Origin of the sequence: Aeromonas finlandensis, from assembly GCF_000764645.1 — a bacterium.
Lineage (GTDB): Bacteria > Pseudomonadota > Gammaproteobacteria > Enterobacterales > Aeromonadaceae > Aeromonas > Aeromonas finlandensis.
Map to the genome: position 1 here is coordinate 84149 of NZ_JRGK01000026.1, position 19619 is coordinate 103767.

Here is a 19619-nt window from a genome sequence, read left to right on the forward strand (position 1 = left end):
GAGGCGGTGTTTATTTGCACAAATCATTTGACAATATGTGGTTGGAAGGGCATATTTCCGGGCCTTTTCAATACACTCGCTAAGACAGTTTTAGGAGTTTTACCTTGGCTAACATCAAATCTGCTAAGAAGCGCGCTCTTCAGTCAGAAAAACGCCGTCAGCACAACGCCAGCCGTCGTTCCATGACCCGTACTTACCTGAAGAAAGTCATCGCTGCTATCGCCTCTGGCGACAAAGCTGCCGCGACTGCCGCTTTCGCTGTTGCTCAGCCGATCATGGATCGTATGGCGACCAAAGGCCTGATCCACAAGAACAAAGCTGCTCGTCACAAGAGCCGCCTGTCTGCCCAGATCAAAGCTATGGCTTAATCAGCGTCTGCTGATAAAAGCTGAAAAAACCGGCCTTAGTGCCGGTTTTTTATTTATTTGCGCTGCAATAAAGTCGATGCAGCAAACTGATCATTTCACGCACCTCATGGCTGCGCAGCGAATAGTAGACCGTCTGGGCCTCTTTGCGCGTCGTCACCAGCTCATCCCGCCGCAGCAGCGCCAGATGCTGTGACAAGGCCGACTGACTCAATCCCAATCGCTCGTTGAGCTCCCCCACCGACAGCTCCCGCTCCAGCAACTGGCACAGAATAAACAGTCGCCGTTCGTTGGCCAGCGCCTTGAGCAAGGCCACCGCTTTACTCGCATTGGCTTCCATCTCTTCAAGTTGCATCACATCTCTCCTCTGCCACTCATCGTTGATGATACGTGGTGACGGGTCGTTTTAAAACGACAGGGTGGCAGGCTGGATGGCGGAGAAGTTCTCCTGCCCGGAAAAGAGAAAGGTAAAATCGCTCTCGCAGACCCGCTTCACCGCCGGATGCTGGATCATCCGCTCGGCGAAGATGACGTAATACTCCTCCATCAGATCCTGGGTCTCCCCGATCAGCATCACCCCCTCCCCCTCGAGGATCTCCTCCCGATAGATGGTGGGAGCCATGAAGATCCCCTGATTGAAGAAGCCAAACGCCTTCATCAAAGCGGCATCATCAAACTCGCCAAGAATGCTGGGGGAGACCCCCTGCTGCTCGAACCACTGGGTCAGCTGACGCCCCATGGCGGTACGGCGACCGGGGATCAGCAGCTTGCGCTCCTCCAGACAGGCAGGGAAAGGCTTTTCGGGCAGCGGCGCCTTGCAGAAGAAGCTGACACCACAGCCGCCCAGCCGCTTGGAGAGCAGCCCTGCGTGCTGGCTGGAGTCCACCGGACAGTCGGAGAGGATCATATCGAGCTTATGTTCGCTCAGCTGCTCCAGCAGCAGCTCGTGGGTCGATTCGAAGCAACGCAGGTGGATGGAGCCATCATTGGGGATGACGGAGAGCAGCACGCGGCTGGCAAGGCGCTTGGAGAGGGCATCGGCGATGCCGACGTCGAACAGGATCTGGCTCTCCTTGCGATAGTTGACAATATCGAGCATCTCGTAGGAGAGGCTGAACATCTTGTCGGCATAGCGAAACACCAGCTGGCCCAGCTCGGTCGCCTCAAGGGAGCGCCCCTTGCGTTTGAGCAGCTTGCCACCGAGGCGCTGTTCCAGCAGCTTGATCTGACCGGTGACCGTTTGCGGGGTCAAAAAAAGGGCTTCCGCTGCCTGGGTAACGGAGCCCTTCTTCTGAGTCATCCAAAAATAGTAGAGATGGTTGTAGTTAAGGTGTGACATCCGATGGGGTTCCCGCTGTGCGCGGACTCCGGTAGCAGCTGAGTTCAACCGCCAGAATGTCATACATGTCGCTGACCGAGTCAACCTTGTTCGCGCCAAACTGCTCCATCAGGCTGGCCTTGAGGCGTGCCTTGTCCGGCATCCGATCAGCGCAATAACGCTTGTTGGAGTGCTTGACCATCTCGCCAGCCCGACTACTCAGCGCCCGCTCGGAGAAGGTCTCGCCAAATCGCGCCTTGGCCTGCTTGTCCCCCAGCAGCAGGGCGCTGTCTACCACCCCGTTCAGATAGGCAGAGCAGTTCGCCGAGGTGGCGTCCTGCTTGCAATCCTCCAGCCCGCCGGCCCAGGCCGCGGGGCTCAGCAACAGCATCAACAACCCTGTATGTAGCTTCATAGTCCCTCCGTACTCTGTTCCCCTTCACCCTTGGGAAGGGCCATGCGCAAGGCCAGATAGCCGACTACCGCCGCCATGGTGGACCCCACCAGAATCCCGAGGCGCGAGTAGCTGCCGTAATCCAGCCCACCGTGCTCGAAGGCGAGCGACGCGATAAACATCGACATGGTAAACCCGATGCCACAGAGGATGCTGACCGCAAAAATCTGCTTGAAGTTGACCCCGGGCGGCAACTGGGCGATACCCAGCTTGACCGACAGCCAGCTGATGGTGAACACCCCGAGCGGCTTGCCGATAAACAGCCCCAGCATGATCCCCATCGGTACCGGACTCAGCAGGGAGGAGAGACCAATCCCCTCCAGCGATACCCCTGCGTTGGCAAAGGCAAACAGCGGCAGGATCAGATAGGCACTCCAGGGGTGCAGCTGATGCTCCAGATACTTGAGCGGCGAAGCGTAACGCTTGCCGTTAAGCGGAACCATAAAGCCCACCACCACACCCGCCAGAGTCGCATGAACGCCAGACTTCAGCACCGCCACCCAGAGCACCAGACCGACCAGCATGTAGAGGCTGATCCTGTCCTCACCACGGCGATTCATCCAAAGCAGGGTGAGGGTTGCCAGAATACCGATGGCCAGCGCCTCCAGCGACAACTGCTGGGTATAGAAGAGCGCGATGATGATGATGACGCCCAGGTCATCCATGATGGCCAGCGCCAGCAGGAATACCTTGAGGCTCACCGGCACCCGCTTGCCGAGCAGCGCCATCACCCCGAGGGCAAAGGCGATATCGGTCGCAGCCGGAATGGCCCAGCCAGCGCGCGCTACTTCATCCGAATAGTTGAAAAAGGCATAGATCAACGCCGGAGCCAGCATGCCGCCCACCGCCGCAATAGCCGGGAAGGTCGCCTGAACCCGGGTGGATAGCGCCCCTTCCAGCATTTCACGCTTCACTTCCAGACCAACCAGCAGGAAGAAGATCGCCATGAAGCCATCGTTGATCCAGAGCAGCAGCGGCTTGTTGATGTCGAGAGCCGCGATGCGCACCTGCACCGGCGTGTCGAGAAACGCCTGATACCCGCCAGCCAGCGCTGTATTGGCTAAAATCATTGCCAGCATGGCCGCCATGATCAGAATAATTCCGGAGGCAGCCTCCAGCTTCAGGAACTTTTTGATTACGTCACTCATGGTTAAATTTTCCACCGTATTGCTTTGATTTGAGTCTATATCCTGCAACAACCAATGGAAAATCGTTTCTTGCTGCTCAACACAACGAAAAAACCGAAGGCAAAACAGAACATACCTGCTATAAGCAGGTTTTCGCCTCGTCTCTGGCTACCCTCTAATTAATCAATAAAGTGAATTTTCAATTATTTAGCTGCATAAAAAAGGCGCCCTGAGGCGCCTTGCTATCAGATGGCGACGGGCGCCTTGATCCCGGGATGGGGGTCGTAACCCTCGATCTCGAAATCCTCGAACTTGTAGTCGAAGATGGAGTCCGGCTTGCGCTTGATCACCAGTTGCGGCAGCGGACGCGGTTCACGGGAGAGCTGCAGGGCAGTCTGCTCCATGTGGTTGGAGTAGAGGTGCACATCACCGCCGGTCCAGACGAAGTCACCCACTTCCAGGTTGCACTGCTGGGCCATCATGTGGGTCAGCAGGGCGTAGCTGGCGATGTTGAACGGCAAGCCGAGGAACACATCACAGCTGCGCTGGTAGAGCTGGCAGGAGAGCTTGCCGTCCGCCACATAGAACTGGAAGAAGGCGTGGCAGGGGGCCAGCGCCATCTTGTCCAGCTCGCCCACGTTCCAGGCGGAGACGATGATGCGACGCGAATCCGGGTTGTGCTTGATGTCATCCACCGCTTTCTGGATCTGGTCGATGACAGACCCGTCGGCCGCAGGCCAGGAGCGCCACTGAGCGCCGTAAACCGGCCCCAGATCGCCATTCTCGTCTGCCCACTCATCCCAGATACTGACGCCGTTTTCCTTCAGATAGGCGGTATTGGTATCGCCATTGAGGAACCAGAGCAGCTCGTGAATGATCGAGCGCAGGTGGCACTTCTTGGTGGTCACCAGCGGGAAACCTTCCGCCAGATTGAATCGCATCTGATGGCCGAACAGGGAGACGGTACCGGTGCCGGTACGGTCTGACTTGACAGTGCCCTCATCGAGGATCTTCTGCATCAGGTCGAGATAAGCTCGCATTATTTCGCCTCCTTGACGGCATTACCAAACAACTGCGGTCGCTTGTAGGCAACCCAAATCATCAGGGCACCGGCGATAATCATCGGGGTGGAGAGGATTTGGCCCATGCTGATCTCCTGGAAGTAGAGACCAAGCTGGCTGTCCGGCTGGCGCACAAACTCCACCAGGAAGCGGAACAGGCCGTAGAACAGCAGGAACATGCCGGAGATGGCGCCGCGCGGCGGGTTCTTGCGCCAGAACAGGTTGAGGATGATGAACAGCACCACCCCCTCCAGTGCGAACTGGTAGAGCTGGGAGGGATGACGCGGCTCGGGGCCGGCCTCCGGGAAGATGATCGCCCAGGGCACATCGGTGACCCGGCCCCACAACTCGCCGTTGAGGAAGTTGCCGATCCGGCCAACGCCGAGACCAAACGGAATGAGCGGTGCCACAAAGTCGGCCACGGTGAAGAAGTGGCGCTTGGTCTTGTGAGCAAACCAGATCATCGCGGTGATCACCCCGATCAGACCACCATGGAACGACATACCGCCGGTCCAGATCTTGAACAGGTAGGTGGGATCCGCGAGGAAGAGATCGAAGTTGTAGAACAGCACGTAACCGACACGGCCGCCGAGGATCACCCCGAGGAAACCGTAGAACAGCAGATCCGACACCTCGTTGCGGCTCCAGCCGCTGTTCGGTGCATCGGCGCGACGGCCGGCAAGCCACATGGCAAAAGCGAAACCAAACAGGTACATGAGACCATACCAGCGTACCGATAGTGGTCCCAAACTGAATGCTACGGGATCAATCTGCGAGAAAACCCAATATCCATCGTGCTGCATAAGCGGCCCCAGTCATAAGAAAAGCCGCATTTTCCGATCATTCGTCAGCAGGGACAAGGCATGATTATCAATCACTCTGTTTCGATTTATGACCGGCTCGCAGCAAACCGCCCAAACCATGCTCCTCCAGATAGCGGGCAAACAGGCCGCGCAGCACGTGGGGATTGTCATGTTTGAGGCCATCGGCCATCAGTTCGGTCAACTCGCTCAGGGTGGATTGACGCAGCACGTACTTGATCCGGGCGATGTTGTGGGTGTTCATACTGAAGCGGCGATAGCCCATGGCCAGCAGCAGCAGTACACCGACCGGATCACCGGCCAGCTCGCCACAGACCGACACCGGCTTCTGGTAGCGGTGGGAGGCATCAACCAGCTGTTGCAGGGCGCGGATCACCGCAGGATGGAAGGCGTCGTAGATGTTGGCAACCCGGGAGTTGTTGCGATCCACCGCCAGCAGGTATTGGGTCAGGTCATTGCTGCCCACCGACCAGAAGTCGATGAGCGGCGCCATCTCCGGCAAGATAAAGAGGGCGGAGGGCACCTCGATCATCACCCCGAGGCTGGGGTAGCGGATCACCGCATCGCGGCTCGCCGCCTCTTCCGACACTTCTCGCCACGCCTGATCCAGCAGACGACGGGAGGCTTTGATTTCGCTGACGCTGCTGATCATCGGCAGCATGATGGCCAGATTGTCCAGCCCTTCGCTGGCCCGCAGCATCGCCTTGAGCTGCACCAGAAACAGTTCGGGGTGATCCAGGGTGATCCGGATCCCCCGCCAGCCAAGGAAGGGGTTTTCCTCGACGATGGGGAAATAGGGTAACGGCTTGTCGCCGCCAACATCCAGCGTCCGCATGCAGACCGGCCGGTTGCGGTAAGTCTCCAGAATGCCGCGATAGCGGGCAGTTTGCTCCCACTCGGAGGGGAAGCTCTCCTGCAACATGAAGGGGATCTCGGTGCGATAGAGCCCGACCCCGTCCGCCAGCTGGTTAAGAGATATTTCTGTATCGGCACTCAGCCCGGCGTTGAGCAGCAGGGAGACCTTGGTGCCATCTGCCGTCTCGGATGGCAGGTTATCGACACTGCGCACCAGGGTATCGAGCGCCCGCTCTTCGCTCAGCAGCTGACGATACTCGGTCAGGATCACCTGATTGGGCTCGATGAAGAGGTCGCCGCTGTAGCCATCGACGACCAGCATGCGACCGCCGATGTCGCCAAGGGGCAGATCGACCCCCATGATGGCGGCCACCCCCATGGCACGGGCCAGAATGGCCGCGTGGGAGTTGGTCCCCCCCTTTAGCGAGACCACCCCGGTCAAATACTCGCGAGGTACTTCCGCCAGAATAGTGGCGGTCACCTCGTCGGCAACCAGCACCACCGGCTCGCCGATGGAGATATGTTCCGGTTCATTCTGCACCAGTCGGCTGATAAGCCGCTGGGCAATATCCTTCACGTCGGTGGAGCGCTCCTGCAGGTAGGGATCCTTCATCCCCTTGAACTGCTCGATCAAGCGATCGCTGATGAGCTTGACCGCCGAGACCGCAGTCCAGTGCTCTTTGCTCACCTTGTTGCGAATGGGCTTGATGTAGCCGGGATCGTTCAGCAGATGGAGATAGATGTCGAAGATCGCCACCGAATCCTGGCTGTAGCTCTCGCGAAAACGCAGCGCCAGACTCTCCAAATCGTGGCGCACCTCCTCCACGGCCAGCTCCAGCCGCTCCAGCTGGCTGGCATGGTCTTCATCCTTGCGCGGGGTAATGGATGAGAGCGCCTTGCGAGGCCGCCACACCCAAGCCTTGGCCATGGCGATGCCGCTGGCACCGGCAATACCGCGCAGCGGCTTGCTCCAGTCGGTCTTCTGTAACCACCCCTTGGCCTGCGCCTGGGCGATACGCGCCGCCAGCTGGGCCGCCAGGGTGACCATGAAGGACTCCTCCCCCTCATCGAAGCGGCGGCTCTCCTTCTGTTGCACCACCAGAATGCCGACCACCTGACGCTGGTGCATGATGGGGGCGCCGAGGAAGGAGCGGAACGCCTCTTCGGCGACATCGGGCAGGAATTTGAAACTGGGGTGGGCGGGGGCATCAGCCAGGTTGATCAGCTCTTCCCGCTGACCCACCAGACCGACGATACCCTGCTCATAGGGCAGGGTCACCTTGCCGACCGCGGAAGGGGCCAAGCCGTCTGTAGCCGCCAGGCGATAGCGGCGCACCTCGGGTTCCGAGACATAGACAGAGCAGCAGTCCACTGCCATGGCGTGCCGGGTCTGGCTCACCAATGCCTGCAAGGCCTGCTCGAGGGTATTGGCCTCGGCCATGCTCTCGACGATACGTCTCAGTTCCGTTAACAACTAATCTGTGCTCCTTAACGAGCGCGATTGCGCCGCCCATCCTTCTTGTTGACCTGCACTGCCGGCACCGGCATCGCCAGCGGGGCAAACTCTTTCATGACCCGGCGGTAAACCTCCCGCTTGAACGAGACGACCTGACGCACCGGGTACCAGAAGCTGACCCAACGCCAGTCGTCAAATTCGGGATGGCCATGACAGCCGAACTGGATCCGCGACTCCCTGCCCGGACCAAGTTGTAACAGGAACCATTTTTGCTTTTGGCCAATACAGACCGGTGAACTGTCCCAGCGGACAAGACGTTTGGGTAAACGGTACTTTAGCCAGTTACGACTGGTGGCCATGATGGTCACATCTTCGGGCTTGAGGCCAATCTCCTCATACAGCTCTCGATACATGGCCTGCTCTGGCGTTTCACCATCATCAACCCCCCCCTGCGGAAACTGCCAGGAGTGCTGCCCATAGCGTTTAGCCCACAACACTTGTCCTTCACGGTTACAGATCACGATACCGACATTGGGACGAAATCCGTCGCCATCAATCACGTGATCACCTTATAAAGGCTGAATCTATAAGGAGATTGTTCCACATTCACTCCGTGGCAGCAAACAAGGAGTGAATCCCCTGTTTCATGAATAACTTTCAATTTCAAACATACTTATAAACAAATCCAAGGATCCGCGCCCCCAAGTTGCCCACCCAGGCTGTGCATAAAGCTGTTAGCAAACGGGTATATACAGTACTTTTTAACTGTACGCGAAAAGCACCTCTACGCGCCACCATACAATGGTAAATCAAAAAAAACATTATTATACATATGGTTGAATCAAAACAACTGGATCTAGATCCATGTCAATCAAAGAGCCAGATCCATGATCCTGATTGTGAACAAGTTCAACTGCTCAAAGATCCACCGCGGCGAAATTATCCACAGGAGTGGCACAATATCTACCCCGTTTACCCTGTAAAAATGGGGTGGCATTCACAATTTTTTGTAACATATCAGCGACTCCACCCACTTTCATCCACTTATCCAAGATTTCTGTGGATAACTGTGTGTAACATCATGCACAAACCCTTGGACAACTATTTCGAGGTCAAACCAGACCTGGAACACTGCTCGATAAAACAGACAAAACCCTTTAAAATCATCATGATGAGCTGATAGCCCCCAAATTCTCTGCATTTGACCTTATCCACTCAGGATCGGTTATAAAAACAGCGATCCTTCTCGGGATCCTCCCCTGTTAGAATATGGCGAGCAAGATGGAGCCAACTATGCCAAGCAATCCCCAATCCGAGCAGGAGTTATTGAGCCGCGCCTATGCCATGGCCGGCTTCACGCTGGCGCAGCTGGCCGCCGAGGCAGGCGTCGCGGTGCCCAAAGATCTGCGCCGTGACAAGGGGTGGGTCGGTCAGTTGATCGAGCTGCAACTGGGGGCCAGCGCAGGGAGCAAGCCGGAACAGGACTTCCCGGAGCTGGGGATCGAACTCAAGACGATCCCTGTGGATCCTCAAGGCAAACCGCTGGAAACCACCTTCGTCTGCGTCGCCCCGCTGATCGGCGTCAGCGGTCAGCGCTGGGAGGACTCCAACGTGCGCAACAAGCTGTCACGAGTGCTCTGGATCCCGGTGGAAGGCAGCCGCGAGATCCCGGTTGGCGAGCGGCGGGTCGGCATGCCACTGATGTGGAGCCCGAATGAAGAGGAAGATCGGCTACTGCGTCAGGACTGGGAGGAGCTGATGGACATGATAGTGCTGGGAGAAGTGGAGCAGATCAGCGCGCGCCACGGCCAGGTGATGCAACTGCGGCCCAAGGCTGCCAACAACAAGGCGCTGACTCGCGCCATCGGCCGCGATGGTCAACCCATCATGACCCTGCCACGCGGCTTCTATCTCAAGATCGACTTCACCCACAGTCTGCTGCAGCGCTATTTTGCCTTGCCGACTTGATCTGCCTTATCAACATCTTTGTCATATGATGATATAAAAATAGGCAGGAGCCATTTTTAACTCACAGACAAGGAGGCGTCATGCCACTGATCAAGCAGTTTCTGAAGTCCAAACCCGAGGTCAAGGTGACCTTTGCCGTAGAGAAAGAGGCCGCCGCAGGAGCGGAGCAGGTGATGCTGATCGGCGAGTTCACTCAGTGGCAACCGGTCGAGCTGAAACGCATGAAGAGCGGCGAGTTCAAAGCCACCCTCAATCTGCCGACCGACGGCCCGGGTTACTTCGAATATTGCTACCAGCTCATCACACCGGCAGGGGAAACCCTCTACGAGAATGACTGGGAAGCGGACGACTATGTGCCAGGCCCCTTCGGGCGCGACAACTCGGTGGTACGCGTCATCCAATAGCAACTCAACCTAAAGAACGGATACAAAAAAGGCTCGCCATTGGCGAGCCTTTTCACTACCTGTCGAGCTTTTCGCCGACATATCGACACCAATTCGAATCGAATTAGTTGAGCTTCTCTTTGATACGAGCAGCTTTACCGGACAGGTTGCGCAGGTAGTACAGTTTGGCGCGGCGAACATCACCACGACGCTTCAGTTCTACACTGTGGATCAGCGGAGAGTGAGTCTGGAATACACGCTCAACACCTTCGCCGTTGGAGATCTTGCGAACGGTGAAAGCAGAGTGCAGACCGCGGTTACGCTTGGCAATAACGATGCCTTCGAAAGCCTGCAGACGCTCTTTACCACCTTCTTTAACACGAACTTGAACACGTACAGTGTCGCCCTGGGCAAAAGCCGGGATGTCGGTACGCAGTTGCTCTTGTTCAAGCTGCTGAATAATCTTGCTCATTGTCTTTCCTTACCTAGGATAAACTGAAAACTCTACTTAACGCTGTCACGCACTTCGCGGACATACTCGGCAAGAAGTAATTCTTGCTCGTCAGTCAGAGCTAGGTTGTTAATAAGTTCCGGCCTTCTTTGCCAGGTTCGTCCGAGCGACTGTTTGAGACGCCAGCGTCGAATCACTTCGTGATTGCCGCTTGTCAGCGCCTCGGGCACCGCCAATCCATCCAACACCTCCGGCCGAGTATAGTGGGGATGATCCAGCAAGCCATCCGTAAAGGAGTCCTGCTCGGCACTGGCCTGATCGCCCAAAACCCCCGGGACCAGACGCGAAACCGCATCGATCAGGGTCATGGCAGGCAACTCGCCACCACTTAACACGTAATCCCCGATAGACCACTCTTCGTCGACTTCGGTTTGTATCACGCGTTCATCGATACCTTCGTATCGACCGGCTACCAGAATCAGTTTCTGATTCGTCGCCAACTCGGTTACGCCCGCTTGAGTCAGCTTGCGTCCCTGAGGAGAGAGATAGATGACTTTCGCCCCGTCTCCCGCCGCTTGCTTGGCTGCATGAATCGCGTCACGCAGCGGCTGAACCATCATTAACATGCCGGGCCCACCACCATAAGGACGATCATCGACCGTACGGTGTTTATCGTGGGTAAACTCCCGGGGGTTCCAGCACTCAATCTGCAGCAGGCCACTCTTGACGGCCCGACCCGTTACCCCGTGCTCGGTAATGGCTCGGAACATTTCAGGGAAGAGGCTAATGACCCCAATCCACATAAGAAACCTCCGGCACCCGTGTTAGCGCGGGAAACTAGAAACCAGGATCCCAATCAACTTCGATTGTTCGAGCAGTCAGATCAATATGCTTGATCACCTGCTCTTCCAGGAACGGAATCAACCGCTCCTTTGCACCAAAGGCATCTTTTACATTGGCCTCAACCACCAACACATCGTTGGAGCCGGTTTCCATCAATTCGGTCACCTTGCCCAGGTCGTATCCCTTGGTGGTCATCACGGAACAACCAATCAGGTCACGCCAGTAGAACTCACCTTCAGGCAACGCAGGCAACAGATCGGCGGGTACGCCAATCTCGACATTGGTCAATGCCAGGGCATCTTCGCGCACATCGATACCATCGAGTTTGCAGATCAGACCCTTGTTGTGACGCTTCCAGGCCGAGACCTTGAGTTCACGCCACACCCCGTTCTGATTGATCAGCCAGGGGTTGTAATCGAAAATCGCTTCGGCAACATCGGTGAAGGAGTTCACTTTAAGCCAGCCCTTGATGCCATAAACGGTACCCAGGGTGCCCAGAACTACAGGTTTTTCCACCTTAACTCCTTACCGTTTGGCTGATTAAGCAGCTTTTTTAGCGTCTTTGATCAGCTTGGCTACGCGGTCAGAAACAGCGGCACCAGTAGCAACCCAATGCTCGATACGAGCCAGGTCCAGGTTCAGCTTTTCAGCGTTACCAGCAGCAACCGGGTTGAAGAAACCAACGCGCTCGATGAAGCGACCGTCACGGGCGCAACGGCTGTCAGAAACTACTACCTGGTAGAACGGACGCTTTTTCGCGCCACCACGTTGTAAACGAATGGTTACCATATCGTCCTCATTAACATCTAATGAACAAGGCCCGCAAACACGCGGACCCTAGCTTAAAATAAGCCGCGTAATTCTACTTGGATTCGTAATAATTGCAACCAAGCCAGCCATTTTTTGCGCAGAGCTGCAATGAAAAGGGGCCTGCCGCTGCAGACCCCCATCAACACGCAGTCCGGATCAGAACGGGCCGCGACCACCGCCGAAACCGGGGGGCATCATGTTCTTCATCTGGCTCATCATCTTGCGCATGCCGCCCTTGCCGGACATCTTCTTCATCATGCGCTGCATCTCGGTGAACTGCTTGAGCAGCTTGTTCACGTCCTGCACCTGCATGCCGGAGCCTGCGGCGATACGGCGCTTGCGGGAACCCTTGATGAGATCGGGATGAGCGCGCTCTTTCGGCGTCATGGAGCTGATGATCGCCTCCATCCGCACGGTGAGCTTGTCATCCATCTGATCTTTCACGTTATCCGGCAGACCCGACATGCCGGGCAGCTTGTCGAGCATCCCCATCATGCCGCCCATGTTGCGCATCTGGGCCAGCTGCTCGCGGAAATCTTCCAGATCGAAGCCTTTGCCGCTCTTGACCTTGCTGGCCAGCTTGGCCGCTTTCTCTTTATCGACGTTGCGCTCCACTTCCTCGATCAGCGACAGCACATCGCCCATACCGAGGATACGGGAGGCAAGACGATCCGGGTGGAACGGCTCCAGCGCATCGGTCTTTTCGCCCATACCGATAAACTTGACCGGCTTACCGGTGATGTGGCGTACCGACAGCGCGGCACCACCACGGGCATCACCGTCCGCCTTGGTGAGGATCACACCGGTGAGCGGCAGCGCTTCGTTGAACGCCTTGGCAGTGTTGGCGGCATCCTGACCGGTCATGGCATCGACCACGAACAGGGTTTCGACCGGCTTGATGGTAGCGTGCAGATGCTGGATCTCGGCCATCATCTCGCTGTCGACGTGCAGACGACCGGCGGTATCGACGATCACTACGTCATAGAACTTCTTGCGCGCCTGATCGATGGCGGCGGTGGCGATATCGACCGGCTTCTGGCTGGCATCGCTCGGGAAAAAGTCGACGCCGATGTCGCTGGCCAGCGTCTCCAGTTGCTTGATTGCCGCAGGGCGATAGACGTCGGCACTGACGACCAGCACTTTTTTCTTGCTGCGCTCTTTGAGCAGCTTGGCCAGTTTGCCAACCGTGGTGGTCTTACCGGCACCCTGCAGACCGGCCATCAGGATGATGGCGGGCGGCTGGGCAGCCAGATTGAGCTGCTCGTTGGCCTCCCCCATCACGGTGACCAGTTCACCGTGCACAATCTTGATGAATGCCTGGCCCGGGCTCAGGGATTTGGCCACTTCCTGCCCGACTGCACGCTCTTTGACGCGCGCCACGAAATCACGCACTACCGGCAGGGCGACATCCGCCTCGAGCAGCGCCATGCGGACTTCGCGCAGGGTTTCCTTGATGTTCTCTTCGGTCAGGCGACCACGGCCACTGACATTGCGCAAGGTGCGCGAGAGTCGTTCAGTCAAATTCTCAAACATGACGGATTCCGGTTCTTGGCGTAATAAATTGGGGGCATTATAACCCAGAGCGAGCGCGAGGACGATTATTCACCGCACGGCAGCAATAGGGACCTCACCCCTATATATGGGCAGATCGGCCGTTGCACAACTGGCGAGCACTTCTCGTGCAAGGTATACTGCCCCTCTTACCCTCAAAAGCTTGTGCAACAACGACCTGGTTATGATCGTAATCTCTGTTCTGGCCCTGGCGTTTTATCTGCTGGCCATCATCGCCTCCCTGCATCTGTTACTGAGCGCCAAGCCGGTGGGACAGCGCTCCCTGTTTGCCTGTATCGGATTGGCCCTGATCAGCCATGCCAGCGCCCTTGGTTCAGAGGTAGTGCAGAGTGTCGGCCAGAATCTGAGCATGCTTAACGTCGCCTCGCTGGTGAGTCTGATCATCAGTTGCTTCATGACCTGCGTCACCCGCCGTTTCAACGGCTGGATCCTGCTGCCGGTGGTCTACAGCTTCTCGGCCCTGCTGCTGGCTGCCAGCGCCTTGATCCCGGGTCGCTATATCACCCATCTGGAGGCCCATCCCCAGCTGTTGCTGCACATCGGCCTCGCCCTGATGGCCTACTCGGTATTGATGATCGCCTGTCTGTTTGCGCTGCAGCTCGCCTGTCTGGACAAGCAACTTAAATCGAGAAAAATCAGCAGCCTGCCAGCCATGCCGCCACTGATGACGGTGGAGAAACGGCTGTTCCAGCTCATCTCTGCCGGGGTGCTGCTGTTGACCCTCTCCATCGCCTCCGGCCTCTTCTTCCTCGAAGACATGTTCGCCCAGGGCAAATCCCACAAGGCAGTGCTCTCCATCCTGGCATGGTGCATCTACGTGCTGCTGCTGTGGGGCCATCACACCTATGGCTGGCGCGGTCGCAAAGTCATCACACTGAGTCTGATCGGCAGCTTCATCCTGACCCTTGCCTACTTTGGCAGCCGCTTCGTCAAAGAAGTGCTGTTGAGCTGACACTTATACTCTTTTAGCCATACCATCCAACAGGAGCCCTTTTTGGACAGCATCTCAACGAGCACATTACTGATTGTTCTCGTTATCTTGATCCTTCTTTCCGCCTTCTTCTCCAGTTCAGAAACCGGTCTGATGTCCATCAACCGCTACAAGCTGCGGCATCTGGCACAGACCAAACACAAGGCGGCCCGTCGGGTAGAGAAGCTGCTGTCCCGCCCGGATCGACTGCTGGGGCTGATCCTGATCGGCAACAACCTGGTCAATATCCTCGCCTCCGCTATCGCCACCATCGTCTGTATCCGGCTGTTTGGTGATCTCGGGGTTGCCGTCGCCACTTTCGGCCTGACGCTGGTCGTGCTGGTGTTCGGCGAAGTGACCCCCAAGACCTTGGCCGCCATGTTCCCGGAGAAGATTGCCTATCCCGCCTCCTGGATCCTCAAGGGGCTGATGGTACCGCTCTCGCCACTGGTCTGGCTGATCAACGGCATCACCAGCGGCCTGCTCAAGATGCTGAAGATCAACCCCAACAAGGATGACTCCCTCAACACCGAGGAGCTGCGCACCATCGTCAACGAGGCGGGTAATCTGATCCCCCAGCGTCATCAGGAGATGCTGCTGAGCATTCTGGATCTCGACAAGATGCTGGTCGAAGACATCATGGTGCCGCGCAGCGATATCTACGCCATCGACATCAACGATGACTGGAAAACCATTTTGCGCCAGCTGGCCCACTGCGCCCACACCAAGATCCTGCTCTATCGCGACAATATCGACGACGTTGTCGGCTTTTTGCATGCACGAGATGCCCTACGGCTGATGGCCAGGGATCAGTTCAACAAATCGAGTCTGTTGCGGGAGGTAGACGAGATCTACTTTATTCCGGAAGGGACCCCACTCAACGTGCAGCTGGCCAAATTCCAGCGCAACAAGGAGCGGATCGGCCTGATTGTCGATGAGTATGGCGATATTCAGGGGCTGATCACGCTGGACGACATTCTGGAAGAGATCGTGGGCGACTTCACCACCTCCATGACGCCAGCACCGAGCGACGAGATCCATCCCCAGCCGGACGGCACGTTTCTGGTGGAAGGCTCGGCCAGCGTGCGCGAGCTGAACAAGGAGATGAACTGGCACCTGCCTATCGACGGCCCGCGCACCCTCAACGGTCTGATCCTCGAATATCTGGAGGAGATCCCCCAGCCCAACATCGGGATCCGGCTCGCCGGCTATCCTATCGAAATCCTCGATGTGGAGAACAACATGGTCAAGATGGCGCGGATCATGCCGGCATCTTACCGGGCGGAGTCGGATCCGCAAGATTGAAAAAGGGCTGCCAGTGGCAGCCCTTTTCTATTGCTCATCGTCACTGTTCATCTTCATCATCCGGCTCCAGCACCAGCGTCGGGATCAACTCGCCAAACACCCTCTGTAGCTCGTCACGGTTGGCCAGCAGGTCTTGCAGCGTATAGCTGTCCATCACCGCCAGAAACGCATCCATCGCCTCTTTCAGCGCACTCTTGAGCAGACAGACAGAGACGATGTGGCAAGCGGGTGAGCCGCAGTCGATCCCGTCCAGATTCCCTTCCAGCGCCCGGATAACCTGCCCGATATTGATGGTGGCGGGATCGCAAGCCATGCGAATACCGCCATTCTTGCCCCGCTGGGATTGCAGATAGCCCAGCTTCACCAGCTGATTGACTACCTTCACCATGTGGTTGCGAGAAACGCCATACAGGGCCGATACCTTGGCAACGCTCGACAACTCCCCTTCCGGCAGGGTGGCAAGATAGAGCAGGGCTCTCAATCCGAAATCTGTATAACTGGTTAGTCTCATAAAACCTGATTAGCGCGATGCGAAAAGTGGAGTATTGATTCAAATCAAATAAACATATAGGATGCCACTTATTAAATGACATTTTATATGTTCAATTAGAACGAGGCCCCTATGCTAGATCAAACCACAGTTGCCGTCATCAAAAGCACCATTCCGCTGCTCGAATCGGCAGGCCCTGCCCTCACCCAGCACTTCTATCAACGGATGTTCAGCCATAACCCGGAGCTGAAAGATATCTTCAACCTGGCCCATCAACGCAGTGGCGGCCAGCCGCTGGCCCTGTTCAATGCGGTCGCAGCTTATGCCAAGAATATCGACAATCTGGGGGCACTCGCTGGTGCAGTCGAGCGGATTGCGCACAAACATACCGGATTCCTGATCCAGCCGGAACAATATCACATTGTAGGTAGTCATCTCTTGGCCACGCTCAAAGAATTGGGCGGAAGTGCGGTCACCGACGAAGTGCTGGAAGCATGGGGCAAGGCGTATGGCGTGCTGGCCGACATCTTCATCGGCCGCGAGCGGGAGATCTATCAGGAAAAGGCCAATCAGGATGGCGGCTGGCAAGGTACCCGCACCTTCATCATCAAGGAGAAACGGGCCGAGAGCGCCCTCATCACCTCCTTCCTGCTGGCGCCGGAAGATGGCAAGCCGGTACTGACCTTCAAACCGGGCCAATACCTCAGCATCAAGCTGGTGCACCCCGAGCTCGAACATCACGAAATCCGCCAGTACTCCCTCTCCGATGCACCCAATGGACAGGATTACCGCATCAGCGTCAAACGCGAGCCAAAGGGTCAGGTCTCCAACCTGCTGCACGATCACCTGCAGGCGGGTGACAAGATCGAAGTGATGCCCCCCACCGGCGATTTCTACCTGAAAGCCGACAGCCATACCCCGGTCGTGCTGCTCTCCGCCGGGGTCGGCCTCACTCCCATGATGAGCATGCTCAACCAGCTGCTGGCGAGTGGCCATCAGGCCGACCTCACCTGGCTGCACGCCTGCGAACATGGTCGTGTCCACGCTTTCCGGGAAGATATCCGGAACAAGCGCAGCCAGCACACCAATCTGGTCAGTCGGGTCTGGTATCGGGAGCCCGCAGAGAGTGACAAGCAGGGAGAGGATTACGACTTCACCGGCACCATGGATCTGACCGCAGTGAAGGAGCGCATCACGCCAGAGGCCCACTACTACTTCTGTGGCCCGCTCGGCTTCATGCAGGAGGTGAAACGACAGCTGATTGAGGCCGGGATCCCCGCAAGCCAGCTTCATTACGAAGTTTTTGGCCCCCATCAAGATCTCTAAAACGCAGGCGACCATATAACAGAGGGAGGTTGCGGCCTGTCATGGCACGGCGGCTGGAACCGGACCCACAGATGCAGATCTGTGGGTCACTTTTTTTGGATCAGTGCATCGCCTTGGCGCGGGCCACCACGTTGGCCGGCATCCGGTTGCCAAGACGGCTGAGCAGACTCGCTGCCTTCTGGTGCAGCGCCTTGTCACCGATGACAGAGCCATGGAGCCAGCGGTAGGCATCCTCATAATCGAGCGGACTACCCATCCCCTGCAGCAGCATCTCGACCCACTCGATGCGGGCCCGCAGAAAACCGAGGCTGGCCGCTTCGCGCATCAGGGTCTCGGCACGCACCAGATCCTTCTGCACCATGGTCCCCTTCCAGTAGTAGCGCCCCAACTGCTCCAGCGCAGGCGCCAACCCCTGATTGGCGGCCTCCCACATGTATTGCACCCCGAGCTCGGCATCGGGTTTGGTACAAACGCCCCACGCCAGCATATCCCCCCAGAGGAATTGATAGGCCGGGATCTTCATCACCGAGGCGCGCGCTTCGATATCCTGAGTCAACTGGCAGCGATCCTGCTTCACCTGGGTGAGATGGCGCCCCTGCTCAATCCAGTTGAGCAGTTCGTCCTGACGATAGAGCGGCACAGCCTGTAGCTCTCCAACAGCCAGAGGGGCTGGAGGAGCCACCGCTGCGGCAGGCTCCGCCGGTTGTGGCAGCGGCGCCGCCCCCTCGCCACTGCTGGCGACCGGCGTGACCGGATCTGCCGGGAGCAAGACGGGGGCTGCCTCAGGGGGTGTAGCTGCAGCTGCAGCCGCAGAGACAGGCGCGGTTGCCACCGCAGCACTGCTTTCGGTCGGCATCGATGCACTTACCGCTGGCGCATCGCTCGATACGGCAGCTGATACTGCCTCGGCCCCATAGAGGGGCGCGGTGAATGCACCGACAAGAACGAGAAGGGTAAGGGGTTTCATCATAAGGATCTCCTGCTGCACTCTGTTATCGGCACCAACCCCCATCCCCTTAGCCTGCCGAGCGGATCTCATCAATACAAAAGGGAGCCGAAGCTCCCTTGTTGGTACGGTTGACCCGCTTACTTGACGAAATCGACACCCAGCTGGATATCGGCTTTCAGGGTCGCCAGCATGCCTTCCATCGCCTCTTGCTCGAAGGCGCTCAGCTTGCCGTAATCCAGGACGGTTTCAACGCCGTTCTTGCCCAGCCGCACCGGCTGCGCGAAGAAGGTGGCGTGCTCGCCGTTGCCTTCCACGTAGGCGCACTCAACAACGTTGGCTTCGCCCTGCAGACCCTTGATGAGCGACAGACCGAAACGGCAAGCAGCCTGACCCATGGAGAGAGTGGCAGAACCGCCACCGGCTTTGGCTTCCACCACTTCGGTACCGGCATTCTGGATGCGCTTGGTCATGGCAGCCACTTCTTCAGCAGTGAAGGAGGCACCTTCAATCTGGGAGAGCAGCGGCAGGATGGTGACGCCACTGTGACCACCGATCACGTTGACGCGTACCTTGTCGACGTTCAGCCCTTTGGCGGCAGCCACGAAGGTCTCGGCGCGGATCACGTCCAGGGTAGTGACACCGAACAGGCGGCGCTTGTCATAGACACCGGCTTTCTTCAGCACTTCGGCGGCGATGGCCACAGTGGTGTTGACCGGGTTGGTGATGATGCCGATCAGTGCTTTCGGGCAAGTGGCCGCGCACTTCTCCACCAGATTCTTGACGATACCGGCGTTGATGTTGAACAGGTCGGAACGATCCATACCCGGCTTGCGTGCCACACCGGCAGAGATCAGCACCACATCGGCGCCAACCAGCGCAGGGGTCGGATCTTCACCGCAGAAGCCCTTGATGGCGACGTCGGTAGGAATATGACTGAGGTCAACGGCCACACCCGGGGTGACCGGGGCGATGTCATACAGGCTCAGTTCGGAACCGGCCGGCAGACGATTTTTCAACAGCAGAGCGAGGGCTTGACCGATGCCACCAGCGGCACCCAGAACGGCAACTTTCATGATCAACTCCATGTTTAAGCGT

22 protein-coding genes are annotated in these 19619 nt (G+C 57.5%); 6 read left to right on the plus strand and 16 right to left on the minus strand.

Annotated elements, in window-relative coordinates; all coding sequences use genetic code 11:
- The first annotated feature begins 104 nt into the window (after positions 1–104).
- Positions 105–368 carry a 30S ribosomal protein S20 gene (gene rpsT, locus LD28_RS0102825; RefSeq protein WP_005308808.1) on the plus strand — a complete coding sequence of 88 codons (264 nt, stop codon included), beginning with the start codon at positions 105–107 and terminating at the stop codon, positions 366–368.
- Positions 369–417: 49 nt separating this feature from the next.
- Here rpsT and LD28_RS0102830 read toward each other — a convergent pair whose 3' ends face one another.
- The 8 genes from LD28_RS0102830 to rppH form a co-directional block, all read right to left on the minus strand.
- Positions 418–720 carry an ArsR/SmtB family transcription factor gene (locus tag LD28_RS0102830; protein ID WP_033135506.1) on the minus strand — a complete coding sequence of 101 codons (303 nt, stop codon included), beginning with the start codon at positions 718–720 and terminating at the stop codon, positions 418–420.
- A gap of 51 nt (positions 721–771) precedes the next feature.
- Positions 772–1704, minus strand: a complete 933-nt coding sequence (gene nhaR, locus LD28_RS0102835; RefSeq protein WP_005340434.1) for a transcriptional activator NhaR — start codon at positions 1702–1704, stop codon at positions 772–774.
- A complete protein-coding gene (locus LD28_RS0102840) occupies positions 1691–2098 on the minus strand; it encodes a Rossmann-fold NAD(P)-binding domain-containing protein (RefSeq protein WP_033135507.1) in 408 nt (135 codons plus the stop codon). The genes nhaR and LD28_RS0102840 overlap by 14 nt, the downstream gene beginning before the upstream one ends.
- Positions 2095–3285 (minus strand): Na+/H+ antiporter NhaA, encoded by a 1191-nt coding sequence (gene nhaA, locus LD28_RS0102845; RefSeq protein ID WP_005348917.1) that lies wholly within the window; start codon positions 3283–3285, stop codon positions 2095–2097. The genes LD28_RS0102840 and nhaA overlap by 4 nt, the downstream gene beginning before the upstream one ends.
- Positions 3286–3509: 224 nt before the next feature.
- The gene (gene thyA / locus LD28_RS0102850) at positions 3510–4304 is read right to left on the minus strand and encodes a thymidylate synthase (protein WP_033135508.1); all 795 of its coding nucleotides are present in this window, start codon (positions 4302–4304) and stop codon (positions 3510–3512) included.
- Positions 4304–5128, minus strand: coding sequence for a prolipoprotein diacylglyceryl transferase (gene lgt, locus LD28_RS0102855; RefSeq protein WP_033135509.1), 825 nt, complete (start codon positions 5126–5128; stop codon positions 4304–4306). Before lgt ends, thyA begins: the two co-directional genes overlap by 1 nt.
- A 67-nt stretch (positions 5129–5195) precedes the next feature.
- Positions 5196–7475: a phosphoenolpyruvate--protein phosphotransferase gene (gene ptsP / locus LD28_RS0102860; protein WP_033135510.1), complete on the minus strand. Its 2280-nt coding sequence runs from the start codon at positions 7473–7475 to the stop codon at positions 5196–5198.
- A gap of 14 nt (positions 7476–7489) precedes the next feature.
- Positions 7490–8017 carry an RNA pyrophosphohydrolase gene (gene rppH / locus LD28_RS0102865; RefSeq protein ID WP_033135511.1) on the minus strand — a complete coding sequence of 176 codons (528 nt, stop codon included), beginning with the start codon at positions 8015–8017 and terminating at the stop codon, positions 7490–7492.
- Positions 8018–8750: 733 nt separating this feature from the next.
- Here rppH and mutH point away from each other — a divergent pair.
- Both mutH and LD28_RS0102875 read left to right on the plus strand, forming a co-directional pair.
- On the plus strand, positions 8751–9425 hold the full coding sequence (gene mutH, locus LD28_RS0102870; protein ID WP_033135512.1) for a DNA mismatch repair endonuclease MutH: 675 nt from the start codon (positions 8751–8753) through the stop codon (positions 9423–9425).
- An 80-nt stretch (positions 9426–9505) separates the two neighbouring features.
- Complete coding sequence (locus tag LD28_RS0102875; RefSeq protein WP_033135513.1) at positions 9506–9829, plus strand: isoamylase early set domain-containing protein; 324 nt, start codon at positions 9506–9508, stop codon at positions 9827–9829.
- 103 nt (positions 9830–9932) lie between these two features.
- On the opposite strand, the gene rplS is transcribed toward LD28_RS0102875, so the two are convergent.
- The 5 genes from rplS to ffh all read right to left on the minus strand — a co-directional run bounded on the left by rplS (position 9933) and on the right by ffh (position 13445).
- Complete coding sequence (gene rplS / locus LD28_RS0102880; protein ID WP_005313505.1) at positions 9933–10280, minus strand: 50S ribosomal protein L19; 348 nt, start codon at positions 10278–10280, stop codon at positions 9933–9935.
- Between the two features lie 32 nt (positions 10281–10312).
- Positions 10313–11062, minus strand: a complete 750-nt coding sequence (trmD, locus tag LD28_RS0102885; RefSeq protein ID WP_033135514.1) for a tRNA (guanosine(37)-N1)-methyltransferase TrmD — start codon at positions 11060–11062, stop codon at positions 10313–10315.
- Positions 11063–11096: 34 nt separating this feature from the next.
- On the minus strand, positions 11097–11618 hold the full coding sequence (gene rimM, locus LD28_RS0102890; RefSeq protein WP_033135515.1) for a ribosome maturation factor RimM: 522 nt from the start codon (positions 11616–11618) through the stop codon (positions 11097–11099).
- A 24-nt stretch (positions 11619–11642) separates the two neighbouring features.
- Positions 11643–11891 carry a 30S ribosomal protein S16 gene (gene rpsP / locus LD28_RS0102895; protein ID WP_025325696.1) on the minus strand — a complete coding sequence of 83 codons (249 nt, stop codon included), beginning with the start codon at positions 11889–11891 and terminating at the stop codon, positions 11643–11645.
- A 177-nt stretch (positions 11892–12068) separates the two neighbouring features.
- A complete protein-coding gene (ffh, locus tag LD28_RS0102900; RefSeq protein WP_033135516.1) occupies positions 12069–13445 on the minus strand; it encodes a signal recognition particle protein in 1377 nt (458 codons plus the stop codon).
- Positions 13446–13647: 202 nt separating this feature from the next.
- Here ffh and LD28_RS0102905 point away from each other — a divergent pair, with 202 nt between their 5' ends.
- Entirely contained in the window at positions 13648–14436 is a 789-nt protein-coding gene (locus LD28_RS0102905; protein WP_033135563.1) for a cytochrome C assembly family protein, read from the plus strand.
- Between the two features lie 42 nt (positions 14437–14478).
- Positions 14479–15759, plus strand: coding sequence for an HlyC/CorC family transporter (locus LD28_RS0102910; protein WP_033135517.1), 1281 nt, complete (start codon positions 14479–14481; stop codon positions 15757–15759).
- 40 nt (positions 15760–15799) lie between these two features.
- Here LD28_RS0102910 and LD28_RS0102915 read toward each other — a convergent pair whose 3' ends face one another.
- Positions 15800–16270 (minus strand): Rrf2 family transcriptional regulator, encoded by a 471-nt coding sequence (locus LD28_RS0102915; RefSeq protein ID WP_005340388.1) that lies wholly within the window; start codon positions 16268–16270, stop codon positions 15800–15802.
- A 111-nt stretch (positions 16271–16381) separates the two neighbouring features.
- Between LD28_RS0102915 and hmpA the strand changes: the two genes are divergently transcribed.
- Entirely contained in the window at positions 16382–17575 is a 1194-nt protein-coding gene (gene hmpA / locus LD28_RS0102920; RefSeq protein ID WP_033135518.1) for an NO-inducible flavohemoprotein, read from the plus strand.
- Positions 17576–17675: 100 nt separating this feature from the next.
- Here the strand turns inward: hmpA and LD28_RS0102925 are convergent, their stop codons facing one another.
- Both LD28_RS0102925 and mdh read right to left on the minus strand, forming a co-directional pair.
- Positions 17676–18287, minus strand: a complete 612-nt coding sequence (locus LD28_RS0102925) for a tetratricopeptide repeat protein (RefSeq protein ID WP_050514246.1) — start codon at positions 18285–18287, stop codon at positions 17676–17678.
- 374 nt (positions 18288–18661) lie between these two features.
- Complete coding sequence (mdh, locus tag LD28_RS0102930; RefSeq protein ID WP_033135519.1) at positions 18662–19597, minus strand: malate dehydrogenase; 936 nt, start codon at positions 19595–19597, stop codon at positions 18662–18664.
- Positions 19598–19619: the final 22 nt, after the last annotated feature.